Source organism: Pseudomonas sp. LY-1 (assembly GCF_053502595.1).
In genome coordinates this window covers 4,215,832-4,240,612 of the sequence record NZ_CP094353.1, presented here as the reverse complement: position 1 = coordinate 4,240,612, position 24,781 = coordinate 4,215,832, and the positions used below count along the sequence as shown (strand labels likewise).

Annotated in this window: 13 protein-coding genes; all 13 read left to right on the top strand. The window is 64.0% G+C overall.

Annotated elements, in window-relative coordinates:
• Window positions 1-24 precede the first annotated feature (24 nt).
• On the top strand, window positions 25-12,645 hold the full coding sequence (locus tag MOQ67_RS19220) for a filamentous haemagglutinin family protein (protein WP_198717442.1): 12,621 nt from the start codon (window positions 25-27) through the stop codon (window positions 12,643-12,645).
• A 621-nt stretch (window positions 12,646-13,266) separates the two neighbouring features.
• Window positions 13,267-13,860, top strand: coding sequence for a transposase (locus MOQ67_RS19215; protein ID WP_104902985.1), 594 nt, complete (start codon window positions 13,267-13,269; stop codon window positions 13,858-13,860).
• 59 nt (window positions 13,861-13,919) lie between these two features.
• Window positions 13,920-15,506, top strand: a complete 1,587-nt coding sequence (locus MOQ67_RS19210; RefSeq protein ID WP_198717441.1) for a ShlB/FhaC/HecB family hemolysin secretion/activation protein — start codon at window positions 13,920-13,922, stop codon at window positions 15,504-15,506.
• A gap of 24 nt (window positions 15,507-15,530) precedes the next feature.
• Window positions 15,531-17,330, top strand: coding sequence for a DUF2341 domain-containing protein (locus MOQ67_RS19205; RefSeq protein ID WP_198717440.1), 1,800 nt, complete (start codon window positions 15,531-15,533; stop codon window positions 17,328-17,330).
• Between the two features lie 11 nt (window positions 17,331-17,341).
• Entirely contained in the window at window positions 17,342-17,767 is a 426-nt protein-coding gene (locus tag MOQ67_RS19200) for an ExbD/TolR family protein (RefSeq protein ID WP_017849147.1), read from the top strand.
• Window positions 17,768-17,770: 3 nt separating this feature from the next.
• Window positions 17,771-18,475 (top strand): energy transducer TonB family protein, encoded by a 705-nt coding sequence (locus MOQ67_RS19195; protein WP_017849148.1) that lies wholly within the window; start codon window positions 17,771-17,773, stop codon window positions 18,473-18,475.
• Window positions 18,476-18,517: 42 nt separating this feature from the next.
• Window positions 18,518-20,218 (top strand): putative porin, encoded by a 1,701-nt coding sequence (locus MOQ67_RS19190; RefSeq protein ID WP_057004369.1) that lies wholly within the window; start codon window positions 18,518-18,520, stop codon window positions 20,216-20,218.
• 18 nt (window positions 20,219-20,236) lie between these two features.
• Complete coding sequence (locus MOQ67_RS19185) at window positions 20,237-20,863, top strand: hypothetical protein (protein ID WP_046489225.1); 627 nt, start codon at window positions 20,237-20,239, stop codon at window positions 20,861-20,863.
• Window positions 20,864-20,883: 20 nt separating this feature from the next.
• Entirely contained in the window at window positions 20,884-21,357 is a 474-nt protein-coding gene (locus MOQ67_RS19180; protein ID WP_046383052.1) for a YbjN domain-containing protein, read from the top strand.
• Window positions 21,354-22,304 (top strand): peptidylprolyl isomerase, encoded by a 951-nt coding sequence (locus tag MOQ67_RS19175; RefSeq protein ID WP_046383053.1) that lies wholly within the window; start codon window positions 21,354-21,356, stop codon window positions 22,302-22,304. The genes MOQ67_RS19180 and MOQ67_RS19175 overlap by 4 nt, the downstream gene beginning before the upstream one ends.
• 51 nt (window positions 22,305-22,355) lie before the next feature.
• Entirely contained in the window at window positions 22,356-23,333 is a 978-nt protein-coding gene (locus MOQ67_RS19170; RefSeq protein ID WP_046489220.1) for a LysR family transcriptional regulator, read from the top strand.
• Window positions 23,334-23,418: 85 nt separating this feature from the next.
• Window positions 23,419-23,973: a histidine phosphatase family protein gene (locus MOQ67_RS19165; RefSeq protein WP_017849154.1), complete on the top strand. Its 555-nt coding sequence runs from the start codon at window positions 23,419-23,421 to the stop codon at window positions 23,971-23,973.
• Window positions 23,974-24,018: 45 nt separating this feature from the next.
• On the top strand, window positions 24,019-24,774 hold the full coding sequence (gene cobF, locus MOQ67_RS19160) for a precorrin-6A synthase (deacetylating) (protein WP_057004366.1): 756 nt from the start codon (window positions 24,019-24,021) through the stop codon (window positions 24,772-24,774).
• The last annotated feature ends 7 nt before the right edge of the window (window positions 24,775-24,781 follow it).

Sequence of the window (24,781 nt, the reverse complement as noted above, 5' to 3'; positions counted from 1 at the left end):
CCCCGTCAAAAGGACCTGTAAGTGATGCGTTCCCGTCTGAAGCTGCCTGCCAACCGCGCTGCCAACGTGCCTGCCACTGCCGGTCAACCGGTGTTGCGCCTTAAACCCCTGGCCCATGTGATCGCACTGCTGGTGTTTACCGGCGGTGCCCACGCGGCGCAGCCCCATGCGTTCAGTTCGGGTTGGTTTGCCGCCAAGGGCGTGACGCAGGTCGATGGCGGCGCACGCCCTGGCGCGACGTCGCCGGGAACGCCGCCGCCGTTGGCCCAGCAACAGGCGCTTGGTCAGCAGTTGCAACGCTCCTTTCAGACCCTCAACACCAGCGTCGCCGCAATTGCCGCGCAACAGGCGGCGCAGGCCGCTGCCCGCAATAACGCCAGCGCGGGGCCGGAGACGATCCATAACGGTCTGGGCGGCAACGGCTTGAATGTGGTGATCGGCGCGGATGGCAAGCCGCTGTTCGTCAACGCCGAGGGGCCGGTGCAAACCGATGCCAACGGCAAGACGCTGGTCTCGATCAAGCAAACGGCCGATAAGGCGATCCTCAATTGGGACACCTTCAACATCGGTCGCAACACCACCGTGCAGTTCCAACAGAACAGCGATTGGGCCGCGCTCAACAAGGTCAACAACAGCACGGCGCCGAGCCAGATCCAAGGGGCTCTCAAAGCTGACGGCACGGTGCTGATCCTCAACAGCAACGGCGTCGTGTTCAGCGGCAGCAGCCAGGTCAACGTGCGCAACCTGGTGGCTGCCGCCACGGGCTTCAGCGATGAGCAATTCACCGCCAAGGGGCTGTACAGTTCAAGCAACAGCGCGCCCGGATTCACCCAGGCCGCCGGCAAGGTGACGGTCGAGCGTGGCGCGCAGATCCAGACCCAGGTGCCCGCCACCTCCACTGCGGGCGGCGGTTATGTGCTGTTGCTCGGCAAAGAGGTGGAGAACGCCGGGACCATTTCCACCGCGCGAGGCCAGACCACCCTGGCGGCGGGCGACAGCTTTGTGATCAAGAAGGGCTACAGCACCGATGGCAATGTCGCGTCCACCACGCGGGGCAATGAAGTCAGCGTCACCGGCAACGGCAAGGTCAGCAACAGCGGGCTGATTCAGGCCTCTACCGGTGACATCACCCTGGCCGGCCAGCAGGTGTTGCAAAACGGCGTGTTACTTGCCAGTTCGTCGGTGGAAGCCCGGGGTACCCTGCATGTAAAGGGCACGGGCAACAACGCTAGCGTGACCCTGGGCGAGGGCAGCCTCAGCGCGATTTTGCTCGACAGCAGCAGCGCCCTCGACAGCCAGCGCGCTGGGCTGATGACGCCGTCGCTTGATCAGAACGGCAACATTGTGCCGGCCGATACCTACCGCCGTGACCAGTCCCTGGTGGAAATCACCAGCGACGGCACGGTGGATTTTCGCAGCGGTTCCGTGACCCTGGCCACTGGCGGCCAAGTCGGTATCAAGGCTGCGCAGCGCACCCTGGTGCGCGACGGCGCGGTGATCGACGTGTCCGGCGCCACCGGGGTCAAGGTGTCGATGGCGTCCAATAGCGTCAAGGTCAATATCCAAGGCAACGAGCAGCGCGATGCGGCGGTCAATCGCGACGACAAGTCCCTGAATAACAACGATGTGTGGGTGGATGTCCGCGACTTGATTTTTGTCGCGGCTGGCACCAATGGCTATGCCACCGACCGCTGGTACACCGCAGGCGGCCTGCTGGAAGTGGGCGGTTATTTGGGCACCCGTAACCACGGCATTGGCGAGTGGATGGCCCAGGGCGGTACGGTGACCTTCAGCGGTAAGGACGTGGTGACCCAACAGGGTTCGCAGATCAACTTGTCCGGCGGCACCCTCGATGTGCAGGCGGGCAAGGTCCAGCAAACCTGGCTCAAAGGGCCGGACGGGCGCTTGTATGAACTGTCCACCGCGCCGGGGGACTTGCTCTACAGCGGGATTTACAAAGGCTATGAGGACCACAGCCAGCGCTGGGGCGTGACCGAGTATTACTACAACCCCTTGATCGCCCCGCGTGAGCGTTCAGAAGGTGCCTACACCGTAGGGCGCGATGCCGGACGCCTGGTCGTCAGTACCGCCAGTGCGGTTCTGGAGGGCCAGGTTGTGGGTGACACCTATCAGGGCGAACGCCAGACCCAGGCCGCGCAAAAAGGCCTGGACGGTTATTTGCAATCGCAAAAAGCCGTGGCCCGCGGTGCCCAATTCGTGGTCGGTAGTTACGTGCCGTATTACGTCAAGGACAGCGCCACGTTGCAGTACGCCCTGGGGGCGGATGCCAGCACCGTGAAAAACGTCGTGCTCGGGCAGCGGGCGGCGGCTATCGCCGCAGGTCTGGACTTGACCACCGCACTGCCGGCTGATCGGGTGTCCACGCTCTATCTGGACACCGATGCCTTGAACGCGACGGAGCTGGGCACGATCAAAATCGCCAGCACCGGTTCGATTCTGGTCAACGGTGCGCTGGAGGTGGCTGCAGCCGGCGACATCACCCTGTTTGCTCCGAAAATCGAGGTCAATGCCAACCTGACCGCGCATTCCGGCAGCCTGCAACTGGGTAACGTACAAACGCAGATCACCCCCGCCGGCAAAGTCGATGTGACCCTCGGTGGGCGTGGCAGCCTGACGGTGAACAACGGCGTGTCCCTGGATGCCAGCGGCCTGTGGAGCAATCAGCGGCTGGGCACCGGCGATGGCAGCCGTTTGCCCTATCTCAACGGCGGCAGCGTGGCGTTGCGCAGTAGCGGTGATATGACCCTGGCGGCAGGTAGCCAGGTCGACGTGTCATCCGGCGCAGTCCTGGATGCCAAGGGCCAGCTCACTGGCGGCAAGGGTGGTGACCTGACGCTCGCGGCCAACGCCAATAGTGGCGACAGCCGAGGCAGCCTGGCCCTCGACGGTGAGTTGCTCGGGTATGGGGTCAATGGCGGCGGGCGCCTGAGTGTGCAGGCCGGCCAGGTGCTGATCAGCGATTCGGCGGTTGCCCCAGGTACCGGGACGTTGCAGCTCGGCAGTGGGTTCTTCAATAAGGGCTTTGGCGCCTATGACATCACGGGTAATGAAGGTCTGGTGGTCGCCGATGGCACCCAGCTTGCAGTGACAACCCCGGTGTACCGCCTCAATGACAACGCACAAAGCGTGGCGAGCGGTGCAGCGCCACGCACTGCGCTGGAGATCTGGACCCCGCCGCAGTATCAGGAAAACCCCACCAAGGGCCTGTTGACCCCCCGCAAAGGCGCGAGCATGAGCTTGCAAGCCGGTACGTTGTTGTCGACAGCGGCGCAGATGGCGTCGGCGCAACTGCGCATCGGCCAGGGCGCGCGGATTGAGGTTGATCCGGGTCAAGCGATCAGTCTACGCAGCATTGGCCAGTTGACCGTGGATGGCAGCCTGAATGCCTGGGGTGGCAGCATCACGCTGGGCGCCGTCAGCGTGCAACCCAACGTGGCCGATGGCGTTGAAAACCAGGGCCATGGCCGTTCGATCTGGATCGGTGAACACGCAGTACTGGACGTGGCCGGGCGGGCGTTCACCGCAGTGGACAGTCTCGGCCGGCGCTACGGTACGGTCGGCCAGGGCGGCACTATCGTGATTGGCGGGGTGATCGACCCGGCCACCGGGATCGCTTCCGCCGCCAACCTGTTTGTGGTGGTGCGCGAAGGCGCGCGCCTTGACGCTTCCGGCAGCCAGGCGGTGCTGGACCTGGACGGTGCCGGCCCGAGCGTGATCGCCAGCCGTGGCGGCAACATCTCCCTGGCATCCAACACCGGCGTGTACCTCGACGGTACGCTCAAGGCCGGCAGCGGTGGTGCCGGTGCGGCGGGTGGTTCCCTGAGCCTGGCCTTGGAAACGCCGCTGTACGCCGAATCAGCCGCGGCTCGCGTGCGGCAAGCCCGTGAATTGATTGTCAGTGCCGCCGATCCGGGCGTGCCGTTGCCCGCCGGCAGCACCCCCGAATCGGCCGCGGGCAGCCTGGTCTACGGTCATGGCCGGCTCACGGTCAGCCAGGTCGACGCCGGCGGCTTCGATAACCTGTCGCTGTTGAGCAATGGTCTGATCAGCTTCGACGGTGACGTGTCCCTGCGTCTGGGGCAGAGCCTGAGCCTGTATTCCGGGGCCATGGCGTTGACGGATGGCGCGCCCCGACAGTCCCAGGTGCTCCTGGCGGCGCCTTATGTACGCCTGGCCGGGGTTGGCAACAACAGCCAGGGCAGTGACGGCGCCGTTCGTCCGACGGTCCAGGGTGGCGTTTCCACGCAGGGTACAGCCGGGCTCTTGAGGGTTGAAGCGGCAAACGTGCTGGATGTGCGTGATAGCCTCAACTTCGGTGCCCATGCCGAGCGCTCCAAGGCGTTGGCCAACGGCATTGACCGACGCGCCTTCGATCAGGCTCAGTTGGTCAGCCTGGGGGATATGCGCTTTCTGGCCCGCAGCGCGAACAATACTAAAACCGCCTTGACCACCCAGGCCGACTTGAGCCTGACGGCGGCGCAGATTTACCCGGCTACGGGGGCCGTTGCCGAGGTCACGGCCGGCTACACGGGGCCTAACAGCGACTTTGACCCGACACGCACCTTGCGCATCGGCCGGGTCGGCAGTGAGGCCCCGGCGCAACCTTATTCAGTGTTTGGCAGCTTACTGCTGAGTGCCTCGACCATCGAACAAGGCGGCGTGTTGCGGGCGCCCATGGGCGTGCTGACCCTGGGCATGGATGGCGGCATCGTCCGTTCCACCAAAGTGATCAACCTGTTGCCTGGCAGCCTGACCTCCGTCAGCGCCGGTGGCCTGGTGCTGCCGTATGGCGGGACAGTCGACGGCGTGACCTGGCAGTACAACGGCAAACAGGTGGAGTTGCTGGGCGTCGGCGGCACCTATAACACGGGCAGTCTGGCCGTTGGTATGCAATTGGTCGGGCGCTCGCTGAATGTGCAGCAGGGCGCGGTGCTGGACCTTGCCGGTGGCGGTGAGTTGCTCGGCGCGGCGTTTGTCTCCGGGCGCGGCGGCTCCACCGATGCGCGCTACAACCCGTTGGTGCAAATCGGTGCGGACGGGCGCTTTACCTTGCCGGGGCTGGCCACCAACCCGATCTATGCGATTGTTCCCGGCGCCCAGCCGGGAGTCGCGCCCAGCGGTGGCGAGCCGGGTGCGACCCAGCCGCTGGTGGGGCAACAAATCAGTATCGGTGCCGGGGTTCCAGGCTTGCCGGCGGGGACCTACACCTTGCTGCCGTCTAGTTACGCCTTGTTGCCGGGGGCGTTTCGGGTCGAGATCAACGGCTTGGCAACGGCGTTTGCCGCAGGTTCGATGCCGAACGCTTCGGCCATGAATAACGGTTCCTGGTCAACCGAGGGCTTCCTGTCGATTGCCCACACCGGCATTCGCGACAGCCTGTCGAGCCAGGTGATCGTCACGCCGGCGGCGGTATTGCGCCGGTATTCCCAGTACAACGAAACCCGTTACGCAGACTTCGTGCGCGCTGACGCTGCGCGCCTGGGCGTCCCGCGTGCGGCCCTTGAAGCCGACGCCAAAACCCTGAAGTTGCAACTGATCGCCGGTCAAAAAGACGTGGGGTTCACCTTTGATGGCGAGGGGCGTTTTAAACCCGCGGAGGGTGGATTCGGTGCCACTGTAGCGGTGCAGGGCAACGCCATCGAGGTGATTTCTGACACTGCCCAAGCCAGTACCACACCGTCGACGGTGGCGGTACGCGCCAGCGATTTGAATGCCTTGGGGGCCGCCCGTTTGGTGGTGGGCGGCTTGACGACGGTGATGTACGGCCAGGGTGGTAATTTCGTCGGGTTCGACACAGGATCCAGCGCGAACTCGGTGATTGTGCGTCAGGGGGCGAGCTTGGCGGCGCCGGAAGTGTTCTTGATGACGGGTACGTCCTCGGGCGCCATTGAGATCGAACAAGGTGCGTCGATCAACACCCTGGGGCTCGGCAAGGCTGCCTATGACTCGGATGATGGTTTTATCTATCGACCAGGCGCTCATAGTGTCCTGGCAGTGTCCAACGGGCGCTTGCAGATGCTGGCCCCAACCGCTGGCGACAATAATAGAGGACCAGGCAGCATCCTGATCGGCCAGTGCAATCCAGGGGCTTGCAGCGGTGAAACGTCACTGTATTCCGAGGGCTCGATTGCCTTTGCCACCACCAACCGCTTTGCCTTGGGTGACGGTGTGCGCTACGGCACCCGTCATCTGGCGCTGGCGGTGGGTGGGATCAACGTCGGCAGCCCGGAGGCGTTGGCCGAGGCAGCCGCGCGCGGCGTGTTGCCGTCGGGCTTGACCCTCAATCAGCAAGTGATGGATCGCCTGTTGCGCGGCGATACCTCACGCGGCGCACCGGCCCTGAAAAGCCTGGCACTGACAGCTGGGCAATCCTTGAACTTCTATGGCAGCGCAACCCTGAGCACCCTCGACAGCTCGGGTAAGTCACTGCTGGATGAACTGTTACTGACGACTCCGGCGATCTATGGCTATGGCAACGCGGCGGATGTGGCGTTGATCCAGACCGGCACCTTGGTGTGGGGAGGCGATACCAGTGCGCCGCCGGCCGTGATCAACCAAGGCGCGGGCACTGGCAGTGGCACCCTGGAGCTGCAGGCTCGGCGCATCGAATTCGGCTATGGCCGCAACGCCCAGCCCGATGGCCTGACCGAGAATGGCCGCATGACCCTGGGCTTTGCCAATGTCCACCTCAACGCCGACGAACGCATTACGGCCAACCACAAAGGCAGCCTGGCGGTGCATCAGTCCCAGGGCGCTTATGAAGCGGGCAAGGGCTTTGCCTACAGTGGCGGCAACTTGACCATCACCGCGCCGTTGTTGACCGGTGAAGCCGGTTCGATCAACCGGATCACCGCCGGTGGCGCAGTGACCGTAGTGGCCCCGGCCAACGGTGCGGCCCCGGCGGATGCGACGGCCATCGACGCGTTGGGCGCCGAGTTATTGCTGTCCGGGCGCAGCGTGGCGGTCGATACGGCGGTGGTGTTGCCCAGCGGCAAGCTGACTCTCAGCGCCGATGAAGCGCTGACCCTGGGCGCTTCTTCGCGTCTGGACCTCAGTGGTCGCACCGTGCGGAACAACGACGTGAGCAAATACAGCTGGGGCGGTGACGTCAGCCTGGAAAGCCGCCACGGCAACATTTATCAGGCCGCAGGTGCGCTCGTCGACCTGTCCGCCCGATACAACCAAGGTGGCCTGCTCAAAGCCGTGGCGGTGGACGCCGGAGCAGGGCAGGTCGACTTGCAAGGGCAGATCCGCGCCGGTAGCAGCGGCTATTACGATGCCGGTGGCACCCTGGTACCGTACCAGGCGGGCGGGGTGGACATTCGTGCGCAGCAGATGGGGGATTTCGCCGCGTTGAACCAACGCTTGAACCAGGGGCAGGTGTGGGGTTCGCGCAGCTTCCAGCTCAAGCAGGGCAACCTGGTTATCGGCGATGAACTCAAGGCCAATCAGGTCAACGTCTCGGTGGATAACGGCAGTTTGACGGTGGTGGGCACTATCGACGCCAGTGGTGAGCGGGTCGGCAGTATCCGCCTGGCCGGCAAGCAGGGTCTGACCCTCGCCGGCAGTGCGGTGCTGGATGCCCACGGTACGGCGTTGCGGGTCGACAGCTACGGCAAAATCATCGATGCGCCGAACCGGGCGATGGTTGAACTCAACAGCGGTGACGGTCAATTGACCTTGGCCGATGGCGCGCGTATCGACGTGCGCCACGGCACGGCTGCGGTCCTGGGCCGTGGCCCGGGGCAATACGACGGCCTGGCCCGTGGCACCCTGGAACTGAATGCCCCCCGGCTGAATGCCAATGATGTGGCCATCGATGCACGCGGGCGCGTCGATATCCTTGGCGCTCGCTCCATCGCGCTGAACGCCGTCGCCCGTTACACCGATGCGCCGCCCGGCGTTGAGCCGTCGGCCAGTGGCCGGCCGTATCAGGTGATCGATCAGGATTACCTGAATAAAAAACACGCGCTCAGTGAAACCTTTATCAACAATGCCTTGAACAACCTCGGGTTGACGCAAGGCAAGCTGGCGGGCTTGAACAACAGCCGCTACGCCGACGCCTTCCACCTGCGCCCAGGCGTGGAAATCGTCGCCGAAGGCGATCTGGTGGTCAGTGGCGACCTGGACCTGTCGGGCATGCGCTATGCCAGCCTCAACCGCAATACGCCGAAGACGTTGGTGTATGGTTCGGGCGAGGTCGGCAGCCTGGTGGTGCGTGCCGGTGGCAACCTGGACGTCTACGGCAGCATCAACGACGGTTTTGCCCCGCCGCCGCCCACCCCGGACGACAACGGCTGGGTGCTGACCCCCGGCCTGCAAGGGTTCGGCAGCGATGTGATAGTGCCCGGCCCTGGTGTGGTGCTGGCAGAGGGCAGTGCATTCCCCACTGGCAAGACCCTCAACTACTCGTTACCGATCCAGGCCACCACGCTGGCGCAAGGCACTGTGCTGCCGACGCAGGGCATCCTCGATGCGCCACTGACCCTGCCGGCCAATACCGTGTTGAGCGCGGCGGTGCGCGACAGCGCCGGCAACCTGCTGTATGCCGCCGGCACGTTGTTGCAACAACCTGTGGTGCTCGCTGCCGGTACACGACTGGACGCCGGCACCGTATTGGCGGGCGCTGCCGCCCTGCGCGCGATGACCTGGCCGGCCGGCGTGCCGTTACCCAGCCGAGGGGTGCTGATCGGCAGTGCGAGCGACGGTGTTTTGCTGGCTGTGAACCTGGCTCTCAAGGTTGGCGCGCTGATTCCTTATGGCACGGACGTCAAACTGCCGAACGGCGCGATATCGGTGCCGTTGCGCACCGTGACCGGCGCCACGGCACGCCAGAACTGGGCTGTGGCGCCGATGTTGGCCGAAGGCTCGCAGTCGTGGTCGTTGCGTCTGGTGTCCGGTGCTGATACCCAGGCGGCCGACACGCGTTCTATCCAGCCGGCCTTTGCCGGCGACCTGACCCTGGCGGACACGCACTACGGCATTTACGAGACTCACAGTAAAACCATCATCCCGGGGCAACCGGCCCGGCCAGGCGGCGCCTGGTACTGGAGTGACTTTGCGGCCGAGCTGTTCGGCGTCACGGCGGGTACTCCGGTGCCGGAGTCCGAGTGGGCTTCTTGCCCGGACTTGTGCGTGCGCGTCAACTACGTGTGGAGCGACTTAGCCGAGTTGTTTGGCTTTACTCCCGGGGCGCCGGTGTCACCCGAAAACGAAAGCACGTGCGACGCAGATCTGTGCGTTTCCTTGGGCGAACCCACTCCAGCAATCCCTGAGCAGGTGATCGTCGGTCCGGTCAAACTGGTTTCACCCGTGAGTCAGCATTTCAGTGTGCTGCGCACCGGCACCGGTGATCTGGATCTGATCGCTGCGGGCAACGTCTCAATGCAATCGCCCTACGGCGTGTACACCGCAGGGGCGTCCAGCGCGTCTCGCGCAGGTGGTGCCGCCGCCGACTTCAACCAGGCTCGCGTCACCGCTGCGGATGTGACGGTGCTGGGCAGCGCGGCCAAGGCGTATGAAGCCTTGGTCGATGAAAGCAGCGCCAGCCCTTACGCCGCCTGGTACCCCGACGGCGGCGGCAACGTGTTGCTGCGCACCGGCGGTAGCCTGACGGGCGCTGTCTGGACGCCGATGCAAGATAGGCCAATGGACAATGACGGTCGCAGCCAACTCAACAGTGCGAACCTGGGCAACTGGTTGTGGCGCCAAGGCACAGGCAGCACGGCGGGTGTCACCCCGATACCGACCAGTTGGTGGATCAACTTTGGCACTTATATAAAGGGCAAAAGCGGCACTGCCAACCGGTATTTTGACGACGCTGCACAGATAGACCAGCTGCCACGCCTGGTGGGGTTCACCGGTGTCGGCACGCTGGGCGGCGGCAATCTGACCCTGGACCTGGGCAGCGATGGTGGCATGCAGACGCGCCGTGGCTCCGTGGATGGCTTGAGAGCACCGCGCAGTGAAGGCCTGGTGTTGGCAGTGGGGAGTACCGGGCGGGTGGTGGACGGTCAATTGCTGTTGACGGGGGGCGGCGACCTGGATGTACGCATGGGAGGCGATTTGAACCCTGGGCTGGACGCTCGTGCGACCCGCAGTAATACCGCCAGCTTGCAATCAGTCGACTATAAGGCACAAACACTCAGCCTCAATGGCGTGCTGACCAACCTGCGTGGCGCCTTGAACCTGCAGGCAGGCAGCCTGGGGGGCATTGCCTTGAACTATGGCAGTATGCGTAACGATCAGGATGTCAAGGAAAGCCGAGCCTACTCGCCGTACACCGCAAGCCTGGGCACGGCCACGGGCGGGATCACCTTGATGCTGGGCGACGCCACGGCCACCCTGTCGACGCGAGGTGACCTGGTGTTGGCGGGGACCGGCGACCCTGGACGCGTCTCTACCGAAAATACCCAAGCGTTCAGTTACAACGGTAGCGCTTATGGCAATGGCACCACATGGTTCTCATTATGGACCGAGCGTACCGCCATCGACTTGTTCTCCGCAGGTGGCAGTTTGACGCCTAGCGTGCAGAGCATGTCGCTGAGCGCCAATGGCCAGCTGAATCCTCTGCCCGAGCAAAACTACTCCAGTTCGGACGGGCGTTTCATCTTCCCCTCCAAGCTCGGCGTGGTAGCAGCCAATGGCAGTATTTATCTCGGCGCATCCGCGCTGGGTGCTGGCCCGCTGCCTAACAATCCTGCTTATTCGCTGTTATTGGCGCCGTCGAGCAAAGGACGATTGGCCATGTTGGCCGGGGACTCAATTTACGCCAGCGGTTATGCGGTCAACCAGTCGGGTGACAGCCAGGGTGCTATACCGACACCGTTCGCGCCAGCCTTTGTCGGCAGGAATGGGTTCAGCCTGGTCGTCAACAACCTGGGCAGTGACGCGATACAGGACGACCTTTCCTTGTTCGCCTTCCGCAGCGCGACTGATCTTGCGCGTCCGGCTTCCCAGGCAGAGCCGGCCAGGTTTTATGCCCAGCAGGGCGACATCGTGGGGCTGCGCAGCGGTGAGATCCTGACGTTCGGCAGCCCGCGTCAAGGCCAGGTCCGCTATGAGTCCGCAGGCCCGGTCTGGATGCGGGCGGGGCGCGACATTGTCAGTTCAGGTACCGATATGGGCTCGTCGACGGTGCTTCCTAAACTGTTGGGTTACAACGGCGATTACTTGGGTGAAAGCCGCGGCAACCTGTTCGTTCACAGCCGTCCTGAGGACGTGTCAGTGGTTTCCGCCGGGCGCGACATTCTCTACAGCAGCTTCAACGTCGCCGGCCCCGGCACCCTGGAAGTCAGTGCCGGGCGCAACCTGTTGATGGCCGACAAAGCATCCATCACCAGCCTGGGACCGGTGGCGGCGGGCGACTCCCGTCCGGGGGCATCCATCGTGCTGGAAGCCGGGGTCGGGCTCAACGGCCTGGATTACCTGAAGTTCGTCACGCCCTACCTGGACCGCGCCAATCAGGCGGTCGAGGGTGTCGCGCTGGCCGCGCAAGCCGGCAAGGTGGCGAAAACCTACGAGGCCGAACTGTTGCAATGGCTCAACGAGCGCTACGCCTTCAGCGGCGATGCCGAGCAGGCGCGGGCGTACTTTGCAGGCTTGGGCCCCGAGCAGCAACGCATCTTCGCCCGTTCGGTGTACTTCGCCGAAGTGCGCGAAGGTGGTCGCGAATACAACCTGGCCGCTGGCCCGCGTTCCGGTAGCTTTGTCCGCAGCCGCGCGGCCATCAACGCACTGTTGCCGAGCAAGGACGTGGCGGGTAACCCGATCGTGTACAACGGCGACATCACCCTGTACGGCGGTGCCGGGGTGCATACCCTGTTTGGCGGCAATATCCAGATGCTCAGCCCTGGCGGGCAGCAGGTGTTCGGGATTGAAGGCAACGTGCCGCCGGCCAGTGCCGGGGTCCTCACGCAGGGTGCCGGGGATATTCAATTGTATTCCCGGGGCAGCATCCTGCTAGGCCAGAGCCGGATCATGACCACCTTTGGCGGGGCGATTCTCGCCTGGTCCAACGAAGGCGACATCAACGCCGGCCGTGGCTCGAAAACCACCGTGCTGTACACACCGCCCAAGCGGCTCTATGACACCTGGGGCAACGTGACCTTGTCACCCAATGTGCCAAGCGCCGGTGCCGGTATTGCCACACTGGCACCGATCGCCGAAGTGCCGGCCGGTGACATCGACCTGTTGGCTCCGGCCGGCACCATCGACGCGGGCGAGGCGGGCATTCGGGTCTCGGGCAACGTCAACATCGCCGCCTTGCATGTGGTCAACGCGGCGAACATCCAGACCCAGGGCAAGTCGTCCGGGGTGCCGGTGACGGCCACCGTCAACACCGGCGCCATGACCTCGGCCAGCGCCGCGGGGGCGGCGGCGTCCCAGGCGGCGGAAGACGCGGCGCGCAGCCAGCAGGCGGCGGCCAAGCAGGGCAGGGCGTCGATCGTGACGGTGGAGGTGTTGAGCTTTGGCTCCGAGCCGGTGCAGCGCGAACCGCAGGAACAGCCGAAGACCTCGGGGTACAACCCCAACAGCCCGGTGCAGGTACTGGGCGCCGGGCCGCTGAGCGAACAGGCGCGTGCGCGGTTGACGGATGAGGAGCGCAAGCAGATCACGTTGTAGGTGGAAGGACCTCTCGATGTACGTTTGGGGCAATCAGTGATTGCCCCGTTTTTTTTGCTGTTGGCGCGTTGGCCTAATAGCAGGCTGGTGTTTCATGGCTAACTCGGCTGGAAGGGTGGGAGGGGGCTTGCCCCCGATGGCAGTGTGTCAGTCACTACATGCATGACTGATCCACTGCCATCGGGGGCAAGCCCCCTCCCACATTTTGATCTCCATAGATCAGATATCTCCATGGATCAGATAGACCTCATTCTGCTTTTGCTCTGGCTTTGGATTTTGATCTTAGGCGCCCCGTAAAACCACGCTGGCCGGAGTGAGGGCACACCGAGCACTAGCGAGGTGCCGAGTGGTGGGGCAAGAGCCCTTTAGTTGCTTTGGGGCTTTTCCAAAGTGACCCGCTGTAAGAGCGGAACCGCCAGCCGCCACACCCAAAGAACCGGACATGTAGCCGATCACCCCCTCCCCAAAAAATGCCCCCCACTCAATCCAAAATGAAGCTTTCGTGACAAAAGTTCGGTAGTGCCCGGCCACGCCCGTCTTGCCTATGTAACGCGCTGGAGGCGGCCACAAGTCGTCTCCCCAGCCGTCAGCAGGACGCCAGGAGTGGGGCACATGGGAACTATGGAACGTTACTCGAAAGTCGGCATGCAGGAGCTCGATCAGCGCCTGTCGAAGATCGTCGAAGCCGCGCGCAAGAAGCCGGTTTCGGTGTACCGCTACGGCGCGCCCTGGGTGTGGATCGTTTCGCAGGACGATTGGCAGGGCGCTTTGAAGGAAGTCTCCAGCTACATCCCCGCCGGCCATTCGCTGGTGTTGTTGCGCCCGCAGATCGATGCGGTGTTCGACCGGCACCACGACCTGCTGCAGCCCGCACCCGGGACGCAGATCGCGCCGCGCACCGTGTTGCAGATCCTGCTGCTGCAATTGCTGTACTCCGTGCCCAGCGAACAGCAACTGCACGAACAGCTCAATTACAACCTGCTGTTCCGCTGGTTCGTCGGCCTCGACCTGCACCAGAAGGTGTGGGGCATCCAGGTGCTGCAGCGCGATATCGCCACCCTGTTGAGCAACCCGCGGGCGGTGCAATTGATCCAGACCGTCATCGGTGAAGTGTTTTGTGGCGCCTTGCTGCACATGCCGGAGTTCTCGTTGAACTTCGCCTTGTTGCACACCTGGCTGGCACGGCACAGCCAACTTTCGATAACCCGCAATTGAGCAGGCCAAACGCCGTGCAATCGGCGAGGGCGCAACATTTTAGACATTTAGGGGGCTGTGTGGAGCATCTGTTCAAGTCAACGCTGGCGCTGTGTTGCCTGGCGCTGGGCACCTTGGTGCAGCCGGCGCTGGCCGAAGAGGGCGATGCCCCGGCGCGCCGGGTGGACGTCAACGAGTACTTCGTGCGCGGCAATACCGTGCTCGATGCGGCAACGATCGAAGAGGCGGTGTACCCGTTTCTCGGCCCGCAAAAGACCCTGAACGATATCGAAGGCGCCCGCGACGCGCTGCAGAAGATCTACCAGGCGCGTGGCTACCAGTCGGTGTTTGTGGAGCTGCCGGAGCAGAAGGTCGATGACGGCATCGTCTACCTGCAAGTCAGCGAAACCAAGGTCGGCCGCGTGCGGGTGGTGGGGGCCAAGCATTACTCGCCGGTGGAAATCCGCGAGGAAGTACCGGCGCTCAAGGAAGGCGCCGTGCCGGATTTCGCCAGCGTGCAAACCCAGCTGGCCGGGCTCAACCGCAGTGCCGGGCGCCAGGTCACGCCGCTGGTGCGCGAGGGGCAGCGCCCCGGCACGATGGACGTCGACTTGCAGGTGGAAGACCAGAATCCGTGGCACGCGAGTATCGGCCTGAACAACGACTACAGCGCCGACACCGAGAAGCTGCGCTCGGTCGCGACCCTGGGCTACGACAACCTCTGGCAACTGGGCCACAGCATCTCGCTGACGTATTTCACCGCGCCCCAGGACAGCTCGAATGCCAAGGTCTGGTCGGGTTCCTACAGCGCGCCGTTGGATGAGCGCTGGACCTTGCAGTTTTCCGGTTATCAGTCCGACAGCAACATCGCCACTATCGGCGGCAGCAACGTGTTGGGCAAGGGCCATTCCTACGGGGTGTCGGCGATCTACAACCTGCCGCTGGACGGGAACTGGGCCAACTCGTTCTCCTTCGGCATCGACTTCAAGGACTTCGACGAACAACTGAAATTCGGCGCCAGCAGCGACCAGGTGCCGCTCAAGTATGCCCCGTTCACCTTTGGCTACAACGGCTACCGCTACAGCGAAAAATCCCAGCTGGGCCTGGGGTTGAACCTGGTGGTGGGCACCCGGGCGTTCTTCGGCTACGGCAGCGATGCCGAAGAATTCCGTGCCAAGCGCTGGGACTCCAGCCCGAGTTTCGCCGTGCTCAAGGGCGATGCCAATTACACCTACACCTTCGCCAACGACTGGCAGTCGGCGTCCAAGGCCGGCTTCCAGCTGGCCTCGGGACCGCTGGTGTCCAACGAGCAGTATTCCGCTGGCGGCGCCACCTCGGTGCGCGGTTACCTGGCGGCTGAGCGCACGGGGGATGAGGGGTTGCTGCTCTCCCAGGAGTTGCGCACACCGTCTTTGGCCAAGTTCCTCGGCAGTTATGTGCAGGAGTGGCGCCTCTACGCGTTCGCCGAAGGCGCGCGCATGCGTCTGCACGACCCGCTGCCCGAGCAGGAAGACGAATACAGCCTGGCCAGTGTCGGCCTTGGCACCCGCGCCAGTTTGAGCAAATGGTTGTCCGGCAGCCTGGATTGGGGCTACCCGCTGCTCGACGGACCAAACACCCAGAAACAGGACTCGCGACTGCACTTCAGTGTGCAAGCGACCTTCTGACCCTTTTCCCCGGAGATTCTTCCCATGCAACGCCTATTCCTGAGCCTGTTGATCTGCCTGGGCTTCGCGCTCCCGGCCACCGCCCATGCCTGGTGGCAGGACGATTGGCACTACCGCAAACAGATCAGCGTGGACACCACCGCCCAAGGCGCCGCGATCAACCAGGCTCTGGGCCGCACCGCGCTGCTGGTGCGCCTGCACACCGGCAACTTCACCTTTGACGGGGTCAAGGATGACGGCAGCGACCTGCGCTTTGTCGGTGCCGATGACAAGACCGTGTTCAACCACCAGATCGAAAGCTTCGACCCGCTGATGGGCATGGCGCTGATCTGGGTCGATGTGCCCAAGGTCGAAGGCGCTCAGCGCCAGGACCTGTGGATGTACTACGGTAACCAGAAGGCCCCGGCCACCGCCAACGGCCAGCTGACCTTCGACCCGAATTACACCGCGCTGTATCACTTTGACGGGGCCAGCGGCACACCGCCACGGGACACCACGGCCTACGCCAACACCGCGCTGAATGCCACCGGCAGCAGCATCGACGGCGTGGTCGGGCGGGCCTTGCAGTTCAGTGGCCAGCCCTTGCTGTTGCCGGCCAGCCCGTCGCTGCAACATGCCGCCGGTGGCGCCTTCACATTCAGCGCCTGGCTGCGCCTGGACCAGGCCAGCGGCGAGCAGATCGTCCTCGCCCGGCGTGAGGCTCCGCATAGCCTGTTGCTCGGGTTGAACCAAGGCATGCCGTTCGTGGAAGTCGACGGCCAGCGCGCCGTCTCGACCCAGCCATTGAACCCCGGTCAATGGCAGCACCTGGCGTTCACCGCCGAGGGTGAAAAAGTCACGCTGTATGTCAACGGCCGCGAAACCGCGAGCCTGGCGGTGGCGATGCCGGCGTTCAATACACAACTGGCGATCGGCGCCGATCTGCCGGAAGCAGCCGGCCCGCACTTGCCGTTTGCCGGGGCGATGGATGAGCTGCGCCTGTCCAAGGTGGCCCGCCCGGCGACCGTGTTGCTGGCCGATGCGAGTGCCCAGGGCGCCGAGTCGAAACTGGTCGCTTACGGCGTGGATGAAGAACAGTCGGGCTTCGGTTTCGGCAGCCTGGGCTTTCTGCTCAACGCGGTGCCGGTGGATGCCTGGGTGATCATCCTGGTGCTGGTGGCGATGATGTTCCAGTCGTGGGTCATCATGATTCGCAAGAACCGCATGGTCAGCCGTGTGAGCAGTGCCAACGAGGCGTTTCGCGAGCAGTTCGCGCAGATCGGCACCCGCCTGGAAATGTTCTACGACGACAGCGTACTCGCCGAACGCCTGACCCACTCTTCGCTGTGGCGCCTGTACTGCGTGGCGGTCAAGGAGATCCGCACCCGCCGCGCCCAGGGCGCCGACACCTCGTCGGTGTCGGCGGCCACCATCGAAGCCATCCGTTGCTCCATGGACGGCGTGCGTACCCGCGAAAACCAGGCACTCAGTTCCAAACTGTCGACGCTGTCCAACGCCATCGCCGGCGGCCCGTACATCGGCCTGCTGGGTACGGTGCTGGGCATCATGGTGGTGTTCCTCGGCACGGCCATGGCCGGCGACGTGAACATCAATGCGATCGCCCCGGGCATGGCGGCGGCCTTGCTGGCCACGGCCATGGGCCTGTTCGTCGCGATCCCCGCGCTGTTCGGCTACAACCGTCTGATCACGCGCAACAAGGAAGTCAGCGCCGACATGCGCGTGTTCGTTGACGAGTTCATCACACGCCTGGCGGAGATGCACGGCGAGAGCCAGTTCAGTGACGCGGCGCACCGCGTGCCGCACCACGCGCCGGTTTCGGCCTGAGGAGAATCGCCATGGCTTCCGTAAATGCCTCCCACGACGATGACGACGATGCCGCCGTCGACAGCATCAACATCACGCCCCTGGTGGACGTGCTGATGGTGGTGCTGGTGATGTTCATCCTCACCGCCACCGCCCAGGTCTCGGGCATCCAGATTCATCTACCCAAGGCCAGCGCCTCGGTGTCGCTGTCGGAGGCCAAGACCAAGGCCATCTCCGTCAACGACGGCGGCCAGGTGTTTCTCGATGCCTACCCGGTCACCCTCGGCGAGCTGGAGGAGCGCCTGCGCATCGAGAAAGCGCTGAACCCGGATTTCCCGGTGATCGTGCGCGGCGACGCCACGGTGCAGTACCAGAAGGTGATCGAGGTGCTCGACCTGCTGCGGCGGTTGGAGCTGTCCCAGGTCGGGCTGGTCACCGGCAAACCGAGCCAGGGCTGAGTCATGACCGCACAGATCCCGATGCCGCCGTTGCCCGTGAAGAACAAGCCGCCGCTGCGCCCGCTGAAGTGGGGCGCCGGCCTGCTGCTGGGCGCCGTGGCCGCCTGGTTTCTCTGGCAATGGGCCAATGACATGAGTGGGGTACGCCGCGAAGCACCCAAGGTGCCGACCATTATCCCGTTGCCGCCACCGCCGCCACCGCCGCCGGAAAAACCCAAGGAACCCGAGCCCCAGGTGGAAGAAAAAGTACCCGAGCCGGTGCCCACGCCGGAGCCCGAAGAGGTGAAACCGGCGGAAGAAGCACCGCCTTCGCCGGCCGACGACTTGGCCAACCCGATGCAGATCGATGGCGATGCGCAGTCCGGCAATGACGGCTTCAACATCGGCGCGGGCAAGGGCGGTGGCATGGCCGGTTCCGGCGGCGGTGGCCTCGGTGCCGGCACGTACAAGCAATACCTGGCGGGGGTGTTTCAACGCCTGCTGAGGGAAGACCCGGAGTTACGCAAAAAGGCCTACGCGGTACAGGCGGATGTGTGGTTGAGCGCCGAGGGTCAGGTCACGCGTGTGGAGCTGGCCAAGTCCAGCGGCGACCGCGAGACCGACGCCCAGGTGCTGGCGGCGTTGCGTGTACCGCATGCCGCGCAACGCGTTCCAGCCTCGGTGAGCATGCCGGTGCGCCTGTCCCTCAAGGGTCGGCGTCCGGATTGATCGAACCCATTTTTTGCAGTTTTTTACAGGAGTTGCTTACGAATGATTTCCCCCGTGAATCGCCTGACCCTGGCGGTCGGCATGGTCATCGCGACCCTGGTCGGCCAGGCGACGGCCGCCCCGGTCGCCCCTTCGGAAAACGTCACGATCAACCTGATCCGCCTGCTGGTACAGCAAGGCGTGCTCACCCAGGACACCGCCAATGGGCTGATCGCCCAGGCAGAAAAAGAGGCCCAGCAGGCACGCCAGGCCAATGCCGCGCCGGTGGTCGCCAGCGGCCCGACGGCGGCACCTGGCGATGTGCGCGTGCAGTATGTGCCGCAAGCGGTGCGCGATCAGATCCGCGATCAGGTCAAGGCCGAAGTCATGGCCACCGCCAAGCAGGAAAACTGGGCCCAGCCCAATACCTTCCCGGATTGGGTCTCGCGCATCAGCTTTGATGGCGATATCCGCCTGCGTGACGAGTCGCGCTATTTCTCGGGTAACAACAGCAATGAAATCCTCGATTACGCCAAGCTCAATGAGAACGGGCCTTACGACGTCAACCGCAACTCCAACACCAAGTTGCCGCCGCTGCTCAACACCCGTGAAGACCGCGAAAGCCTGTTCCGCCTGCGTGCGCGCCTGGGCATGAAAGCGGTGATTTCGCCGGAATGGACCGCCGGCATTCGCCTGGGCACCGGCTCTGACAATAACCCGGTGTCCACTACCCAGACCCTGGGCGGTGGCTTCGGCAAGAAGGACATCTGGCTCGACCAGGGTTACCTGAGGTGGAAAACCACCGACTACATGACCTTGACCGGCGGGCGAATCGCCAATCCGTTCTACGCCACCGACATGATGTATTCCAACGAGCTCAATTTCGACGGCGTGGCTGCGATCTTCAACCACAAGCTCAACAACGAGTGGGGCCTGTTCGGCACCCTCGGTGCATTCCCGGTCGAATACACCGCGGATGCCGCCAGCAGCAACGGCAAGGACAAGGAAGACAGTCAGACCAAATGGCTGTTCGGCGGGCAAATCGGCGCCGATTGGAAGATCAACCGCGGCAACAGCCTTAAGCTCGCCGCGGCCTACTACCAGTTCCAGGACATCCAGGGCGAGCGCTCCAGCCCTTGTTCGCCGTGGGCCGGCGCCCCCGGTTGCGACACCGACGGCACGCGTGTGGCCTTTATGCAAAAAGGCAACAGTGTGTTCCTGCTGCGTAACAACACCACCAACCCGGCGGACCCTGTTAGAACGCCAGACCCGCAGTACGTAGGCCTGGCGTCCAAGTTCGACGTGCTGGACCTCAACCTGGTCTGGGACAGCGAACTGCCCAGCGACTTCAAGTTGCGCACCCAAGGCAACTACATCCGCAACCTGGCCTACGACAAAGGCGAAATGCTCAAGCGCAGCGAAGGCCAGATCGTCAACAACATCAACAGCAAGGGCCAGTTTGAAAGTGGCGGCAACGCCATGATGGTGCAGTTCACCCTCGGCAGTGCGCTGGAGATGCGCAAACGTGGCGATTGGAACGTGCTGGCCGGCTACAAGTACATCCAGCCTGACGCCTTGCCTGACGGTTTCAACGACTCCTCGTATCACCTCGGCGGCACCAACGCCAAGGGCTACTTCATTGGCGGCAACTACGGCATCGACAAGAACATCTACGCCAGTGCGCGTTGGTTGAGCGCGTCGGAAGTGTATGGCGCGCCGTTCGAAGTCGATGTGATGCAACTGGAACTCAACACGCGCTTCTGATGCGCAGGGAGATGCCCCATGAACACGCGAATATGCGCGCTGCTGTTGCTGCTGGTTACCACCGGTGCTTCGGCCGAAGGCATGGAAGAGCGCCTGCGCACGCAACTGCGCAGCACCACCCAGCAGTTGCAGGCGCTGCAAAGCGAGCAGGCCCAGGCCAGTGCCGCGCGCCTGGCGGCGGAAAACCAGGCCAAGCAGGCCCAGGTGCAAATCAAGCAATTGACCGCCGAGCTGGAAAAGGCCCGTGGCGTGGCCGAGCAACTCGCCGGCCAGCAACAGAACCTGCACAGCCAGGCGCAAGCCCAGGCGGCGGCGAGCAACGAGCAGATCGGCAAGTTCAAGAAGGCTTATGACGAACTGCTGGTGTTGGCCAAGGGCAAAGAAACCGAGCGCGCACGCCTGCAGGCGCAACTGAGCGAACGTGACACACAAGTGCAGCAATGTTCAGCCAAGAATCAGCAGATGTACGGCGTGGCTCAGCAGTTGCTCGCGGCCTACGAAAAAATCGACGTGGCCGAGGTAATGAGTATTCGCCAACCCTTCGCCAGCGGTGCGCGGGTCAAGTTCGAGGAACTGGCCCAGGGTTTTGGCGACGATCTGTACAAGACCCGCTTCGATGCGCCCCAGGCGGGCGTCAATCATTGATCCACAAGGAAGAGCAGACCATGAACGAATTGATCACCAGCGTCACCGCCCAGAGCCTCACCGAGTTGCTGCAAGAGGCCGGCTACCGGGTCAACCAGAGCGAGCAGAACGGCATCGTGCAACTGCTCAGCGCCAGCCAGGGCATCGGCTTTGCCGTGCGCTTCGGCAACCCGGCGACGGAGCCGGGCAGCTACGTGGATTTCACCTACAGCTGCGCGCTGCGCGTGCAGGGCGACTTGCCCGAAGGCCTGGCCCAGGTGTGGAACGCCTCGCGCCGTTTTGCGCGGCTGTCGGTGCAGGGTGAATTTCTGCTGATGGAAATGGACGTGGTGGTGGCCGGTGTCGGCGCCACGCACCTGCGCAGCCAGTTGGAACTGTGGGACCGCCTGCTGCAGGAATTTATCGTCTACCTGCGTGAGTACAGCCAGCACGCCGCGCAGTTGCAGGCCCAGGCGGCGGCTGAACCTGTGGCTGAAGAGGTACCGGTGCTGTGAAGAAGCGAACCGTGGTTGTCGGCGCGGGGGCGCTGACGTTGCTGGTGGTGGCGGTGGGGTTGAGCCTGCGACCGGGTAGCGACCCGGTCGCCGCTCAGCAACCGGCGCCTGTCGTCACCTCCTCACCCAATGAGCGTGGCGCGCCGGCGGTGGCACGCCTGGGCAACCAGCAGATCGACGTGCCTGAACTGAAAAGCGTGCTGGCGAGCCTGCCGGCCGAATCCCGTGAGCAACTGCGCGGCAACCGTGGCGCCCTGGAGAGCTGGCTGCGTTCGCGTCTGGCGCAAAAGGCCGTGCTCGAACAGGCCGACGCCCAGGGCTGGCGCCAGCGCCCGGAGGTGGAGCAACAGACCCGCGCCGCCACCGAACAGATCGTGTTTCGCGACTACATGCTCTCGGTCAGCCAGGTGCCGGCCGACTACCCCAGCGCCGCTGAATTGCAGCAGGCCTACGACGCTGGCAAAGCACAATGGATAACGCCGCCGATGTACCGGGTCAGCCAGATCTTCCTGGCGCTGAATGACCCGCAAAGTGTCGACGCGGTACGTCGCCAGGCCCAGGAACTGAGCCGCAAGGCCCAGGCCGCGCCGGGGGATTTTGCCGCCCTGGCCACGCAATACTCGCAAGACCCGGACACCGCCCAGCGCGGTGGCGACTCGGGCTTGCAGCCGTTGCAGCAACTGGTGCCAGCGGTGCGCGAAGCGGTGTCGCGGCTCAAGGTCGGCGCGGTCTCGGAGGTGGTGCAAAGCCCGGCGGGGTTCCATGTGCTCAAACTCACCGCCCAGCAACCGGCGCGCACCGCCACCCTCGACGAACTGCGCGAGCGCCTGACCCAGGCCCTGCGCGCGCAACGCCAGGAACAGATCGCCAAGGCGTATCTGGAAGGCATGCTCAATACCGCGACCTTGAGCATCGACGGCGCGCAGTTGAACCAGGTGCTGGAGTAACCCGCGTCAAGCGCATTGGATGCACAAGACCTACAAGACAGGGAGTCTCCCATGGCATTTCTAGAACCGTCTGGCCCCCAGGGGCCTGCACCCTATCGCGAGCCGAGCCAGTCCCGCAGCGCCTGGTTGGCCCTGGCCAACGACATCGAGCCGGAGGTCGCGCGCTACTTTCTGGTGAGTGCGCGCTGCGGCTGTTTCATGCAGGCGGCGCGCAGCCTGAATATCAAGGCGACGCTGCTGCGCAAACGCCTGGCGCAACTGGAGGAACAGCTGCGCCATGTGTTGTTCATTTTTCAGGGCAACGGCCTGGTACTCAGCCGCGATGGCCAACTGCTGCAGGCGCAATTGATTGCCCTGGCCCATGCGCGGCGCCTGCCGGTGGTGGAGCAGCCGCTGATTCGCCTGGCCGTGGCCGAGCCGATCCTGCACGACATCCTCGGGCGCGACCTGATCGCCTTGCTGCGCCGCAACGCCAGCGTGCGCCTGGAAATCATCTCCATCGACAGCCAATTGTCCCTGCAAGCTGTGGACGTTGACGTGGTGCTGTGGCTCTCCGACGCCGATGGCCCCACACCCGGCCCGAGTTTCCCCACTGCGCCGCCTCAAGTGCTGGCGCGCTTGGAGTACCTGCCGCACATCGCCAAGCGTTACTCGCGGCTGACAACCCGCCCCGACAGTGTCGAAGACCTGGATGACTACATGCTGGTGCAGTGGCAGCCGGATGGGCAGGTGAACGCCTTGCAGCCATGGAACACGGTGGTGGCACAGCGCCTGGCCGCGGTCGTGCAGGTGCATGCCTATTCGTTGATGCTCGAGATGATCCGCTGCGGCGCCTGCATCGGTTTGCTGCCGCGCTACATGGGCAGCTTCGACCGTGGCCTGGTGGCCTTGCCGGGATTGCTCGCCGAGCCCATGCAGCGCCAGGTGTGGCTGGCGGTGAAAGCGCAGGTGCAGCATGCCGAGGCGGTGCAGATGATTGTCGAGTTGATCACCAGTACGTTCGAGGGGCGGCGGGAGTGGTTTGATTAGTGCAGGATCCGGCCCCGGACGTTGCGTGATCGCCCCAACTGCGCCAGTCTTGGCGGTCTCATCCTTCCTGTAGCTGCGATCCGCGATGCAAGCCACCCGTTTGACTCTGATCTGCCATGCCGTCACGCCGTTGCAAAAGCGCGGCTGCTTTGCCGATGACGAATCGTTGGTGATGGATTGGCAAAACGCGGCGTTATCCCTGGCCGGTCGCTTCAAGAAAAACGTGCGGCTGCGCTGTGGGCCCGAGGCGCGAACCCGTCAGACAGCGAGCTTGTTCGGCGATCGGGCGCAGATCGACGAGGCCTTGCGCGATGGCGATGTCGGGCACTGGAAAGGCCAGGACATCGCCGCGCTCGACAGCGCCGAACTGACGACCTGGCTCACCGACAGCGCGAGCGCACCCCACGGTGGCGAGTCGGTGGATCGGCTCTGCGCGCGCGTCGCGCAGTGGATGCAGTCGCTGCAAACCGAATCCGGCCATGTCGTGGCCATCACCCACCCGTTTGTCATCCGCGCCGCGTTGCTCTACGTCATGCAGTTTCCCGTCGCGATGTTCTATCGCATCGATGTGGAGCCGCTGTCTTGCACGGAGCTGCGTTTCAACGGCGTCTGGCGCCTGCGCCTGGAAACTCACGCCTGAGTGCGTGAACATGGCAAAATCCACGCCCCGCAATGAGAGCAACCCATGAAACGCATCCTGATCATCGGCATTGGCGCCGGCAACCCTGACTACATCACGATGCAGGCCGTGAAGGCGCTGAACCGCACCGACGTGTTTTTCCTGATGGACAAGGGCCAGAGCAAGGACAAACTGATCGACCTGCGCCGTGAGATCTGCGCGACCTACATCACCGAGCCCGGCTACCGCTTCGTCGAGGCCGATTGCCCCGAGCGGGTGCGCGGGGACATCGACTACACCCGCGCCGTGCAGGACCTCAACCGCGATAAGCAGCAGACCTTCGAGCGCATGATCAACGAAGAAATGGCCGACGGTGAAGTGGGGGCTTTTCTGGCTTGGGGCGATCCGGCGTTGTACGACAGCACCATCCGCATTCTGCAGGCGATCCTGGCCAGTGGCCGCTGCGTCTTTGAATTCGAAGTGATCCCCGGCATCACCAGCGTGCAGGCCCTGGCGGCCCAGCACAAAGTGCCGCTGAACCGCATCGGCCGCTCCATCGAGATCACCACCGGGCGCCGTTTGGCGGCGGGGCAGGCGAGCGATGCCGACACCCTGGTGGTGATGCTCGACGCCGAAGACTCCTACCGCAGCGTGGCCGATCAGGATCTGGACATTTATTGGGGGGCCTACCTCGGCACGCCGGATGAAATCCTCATCAGCGGCAAGGTGAGTGAAGTCGCTGAAGACATCCAACGGGTGCGCAAGGCTGCGCGTCTGGCCAACGGCTGGATCATGGACACTTATTTGCTGCGCAAACCCTGAGGTCGAT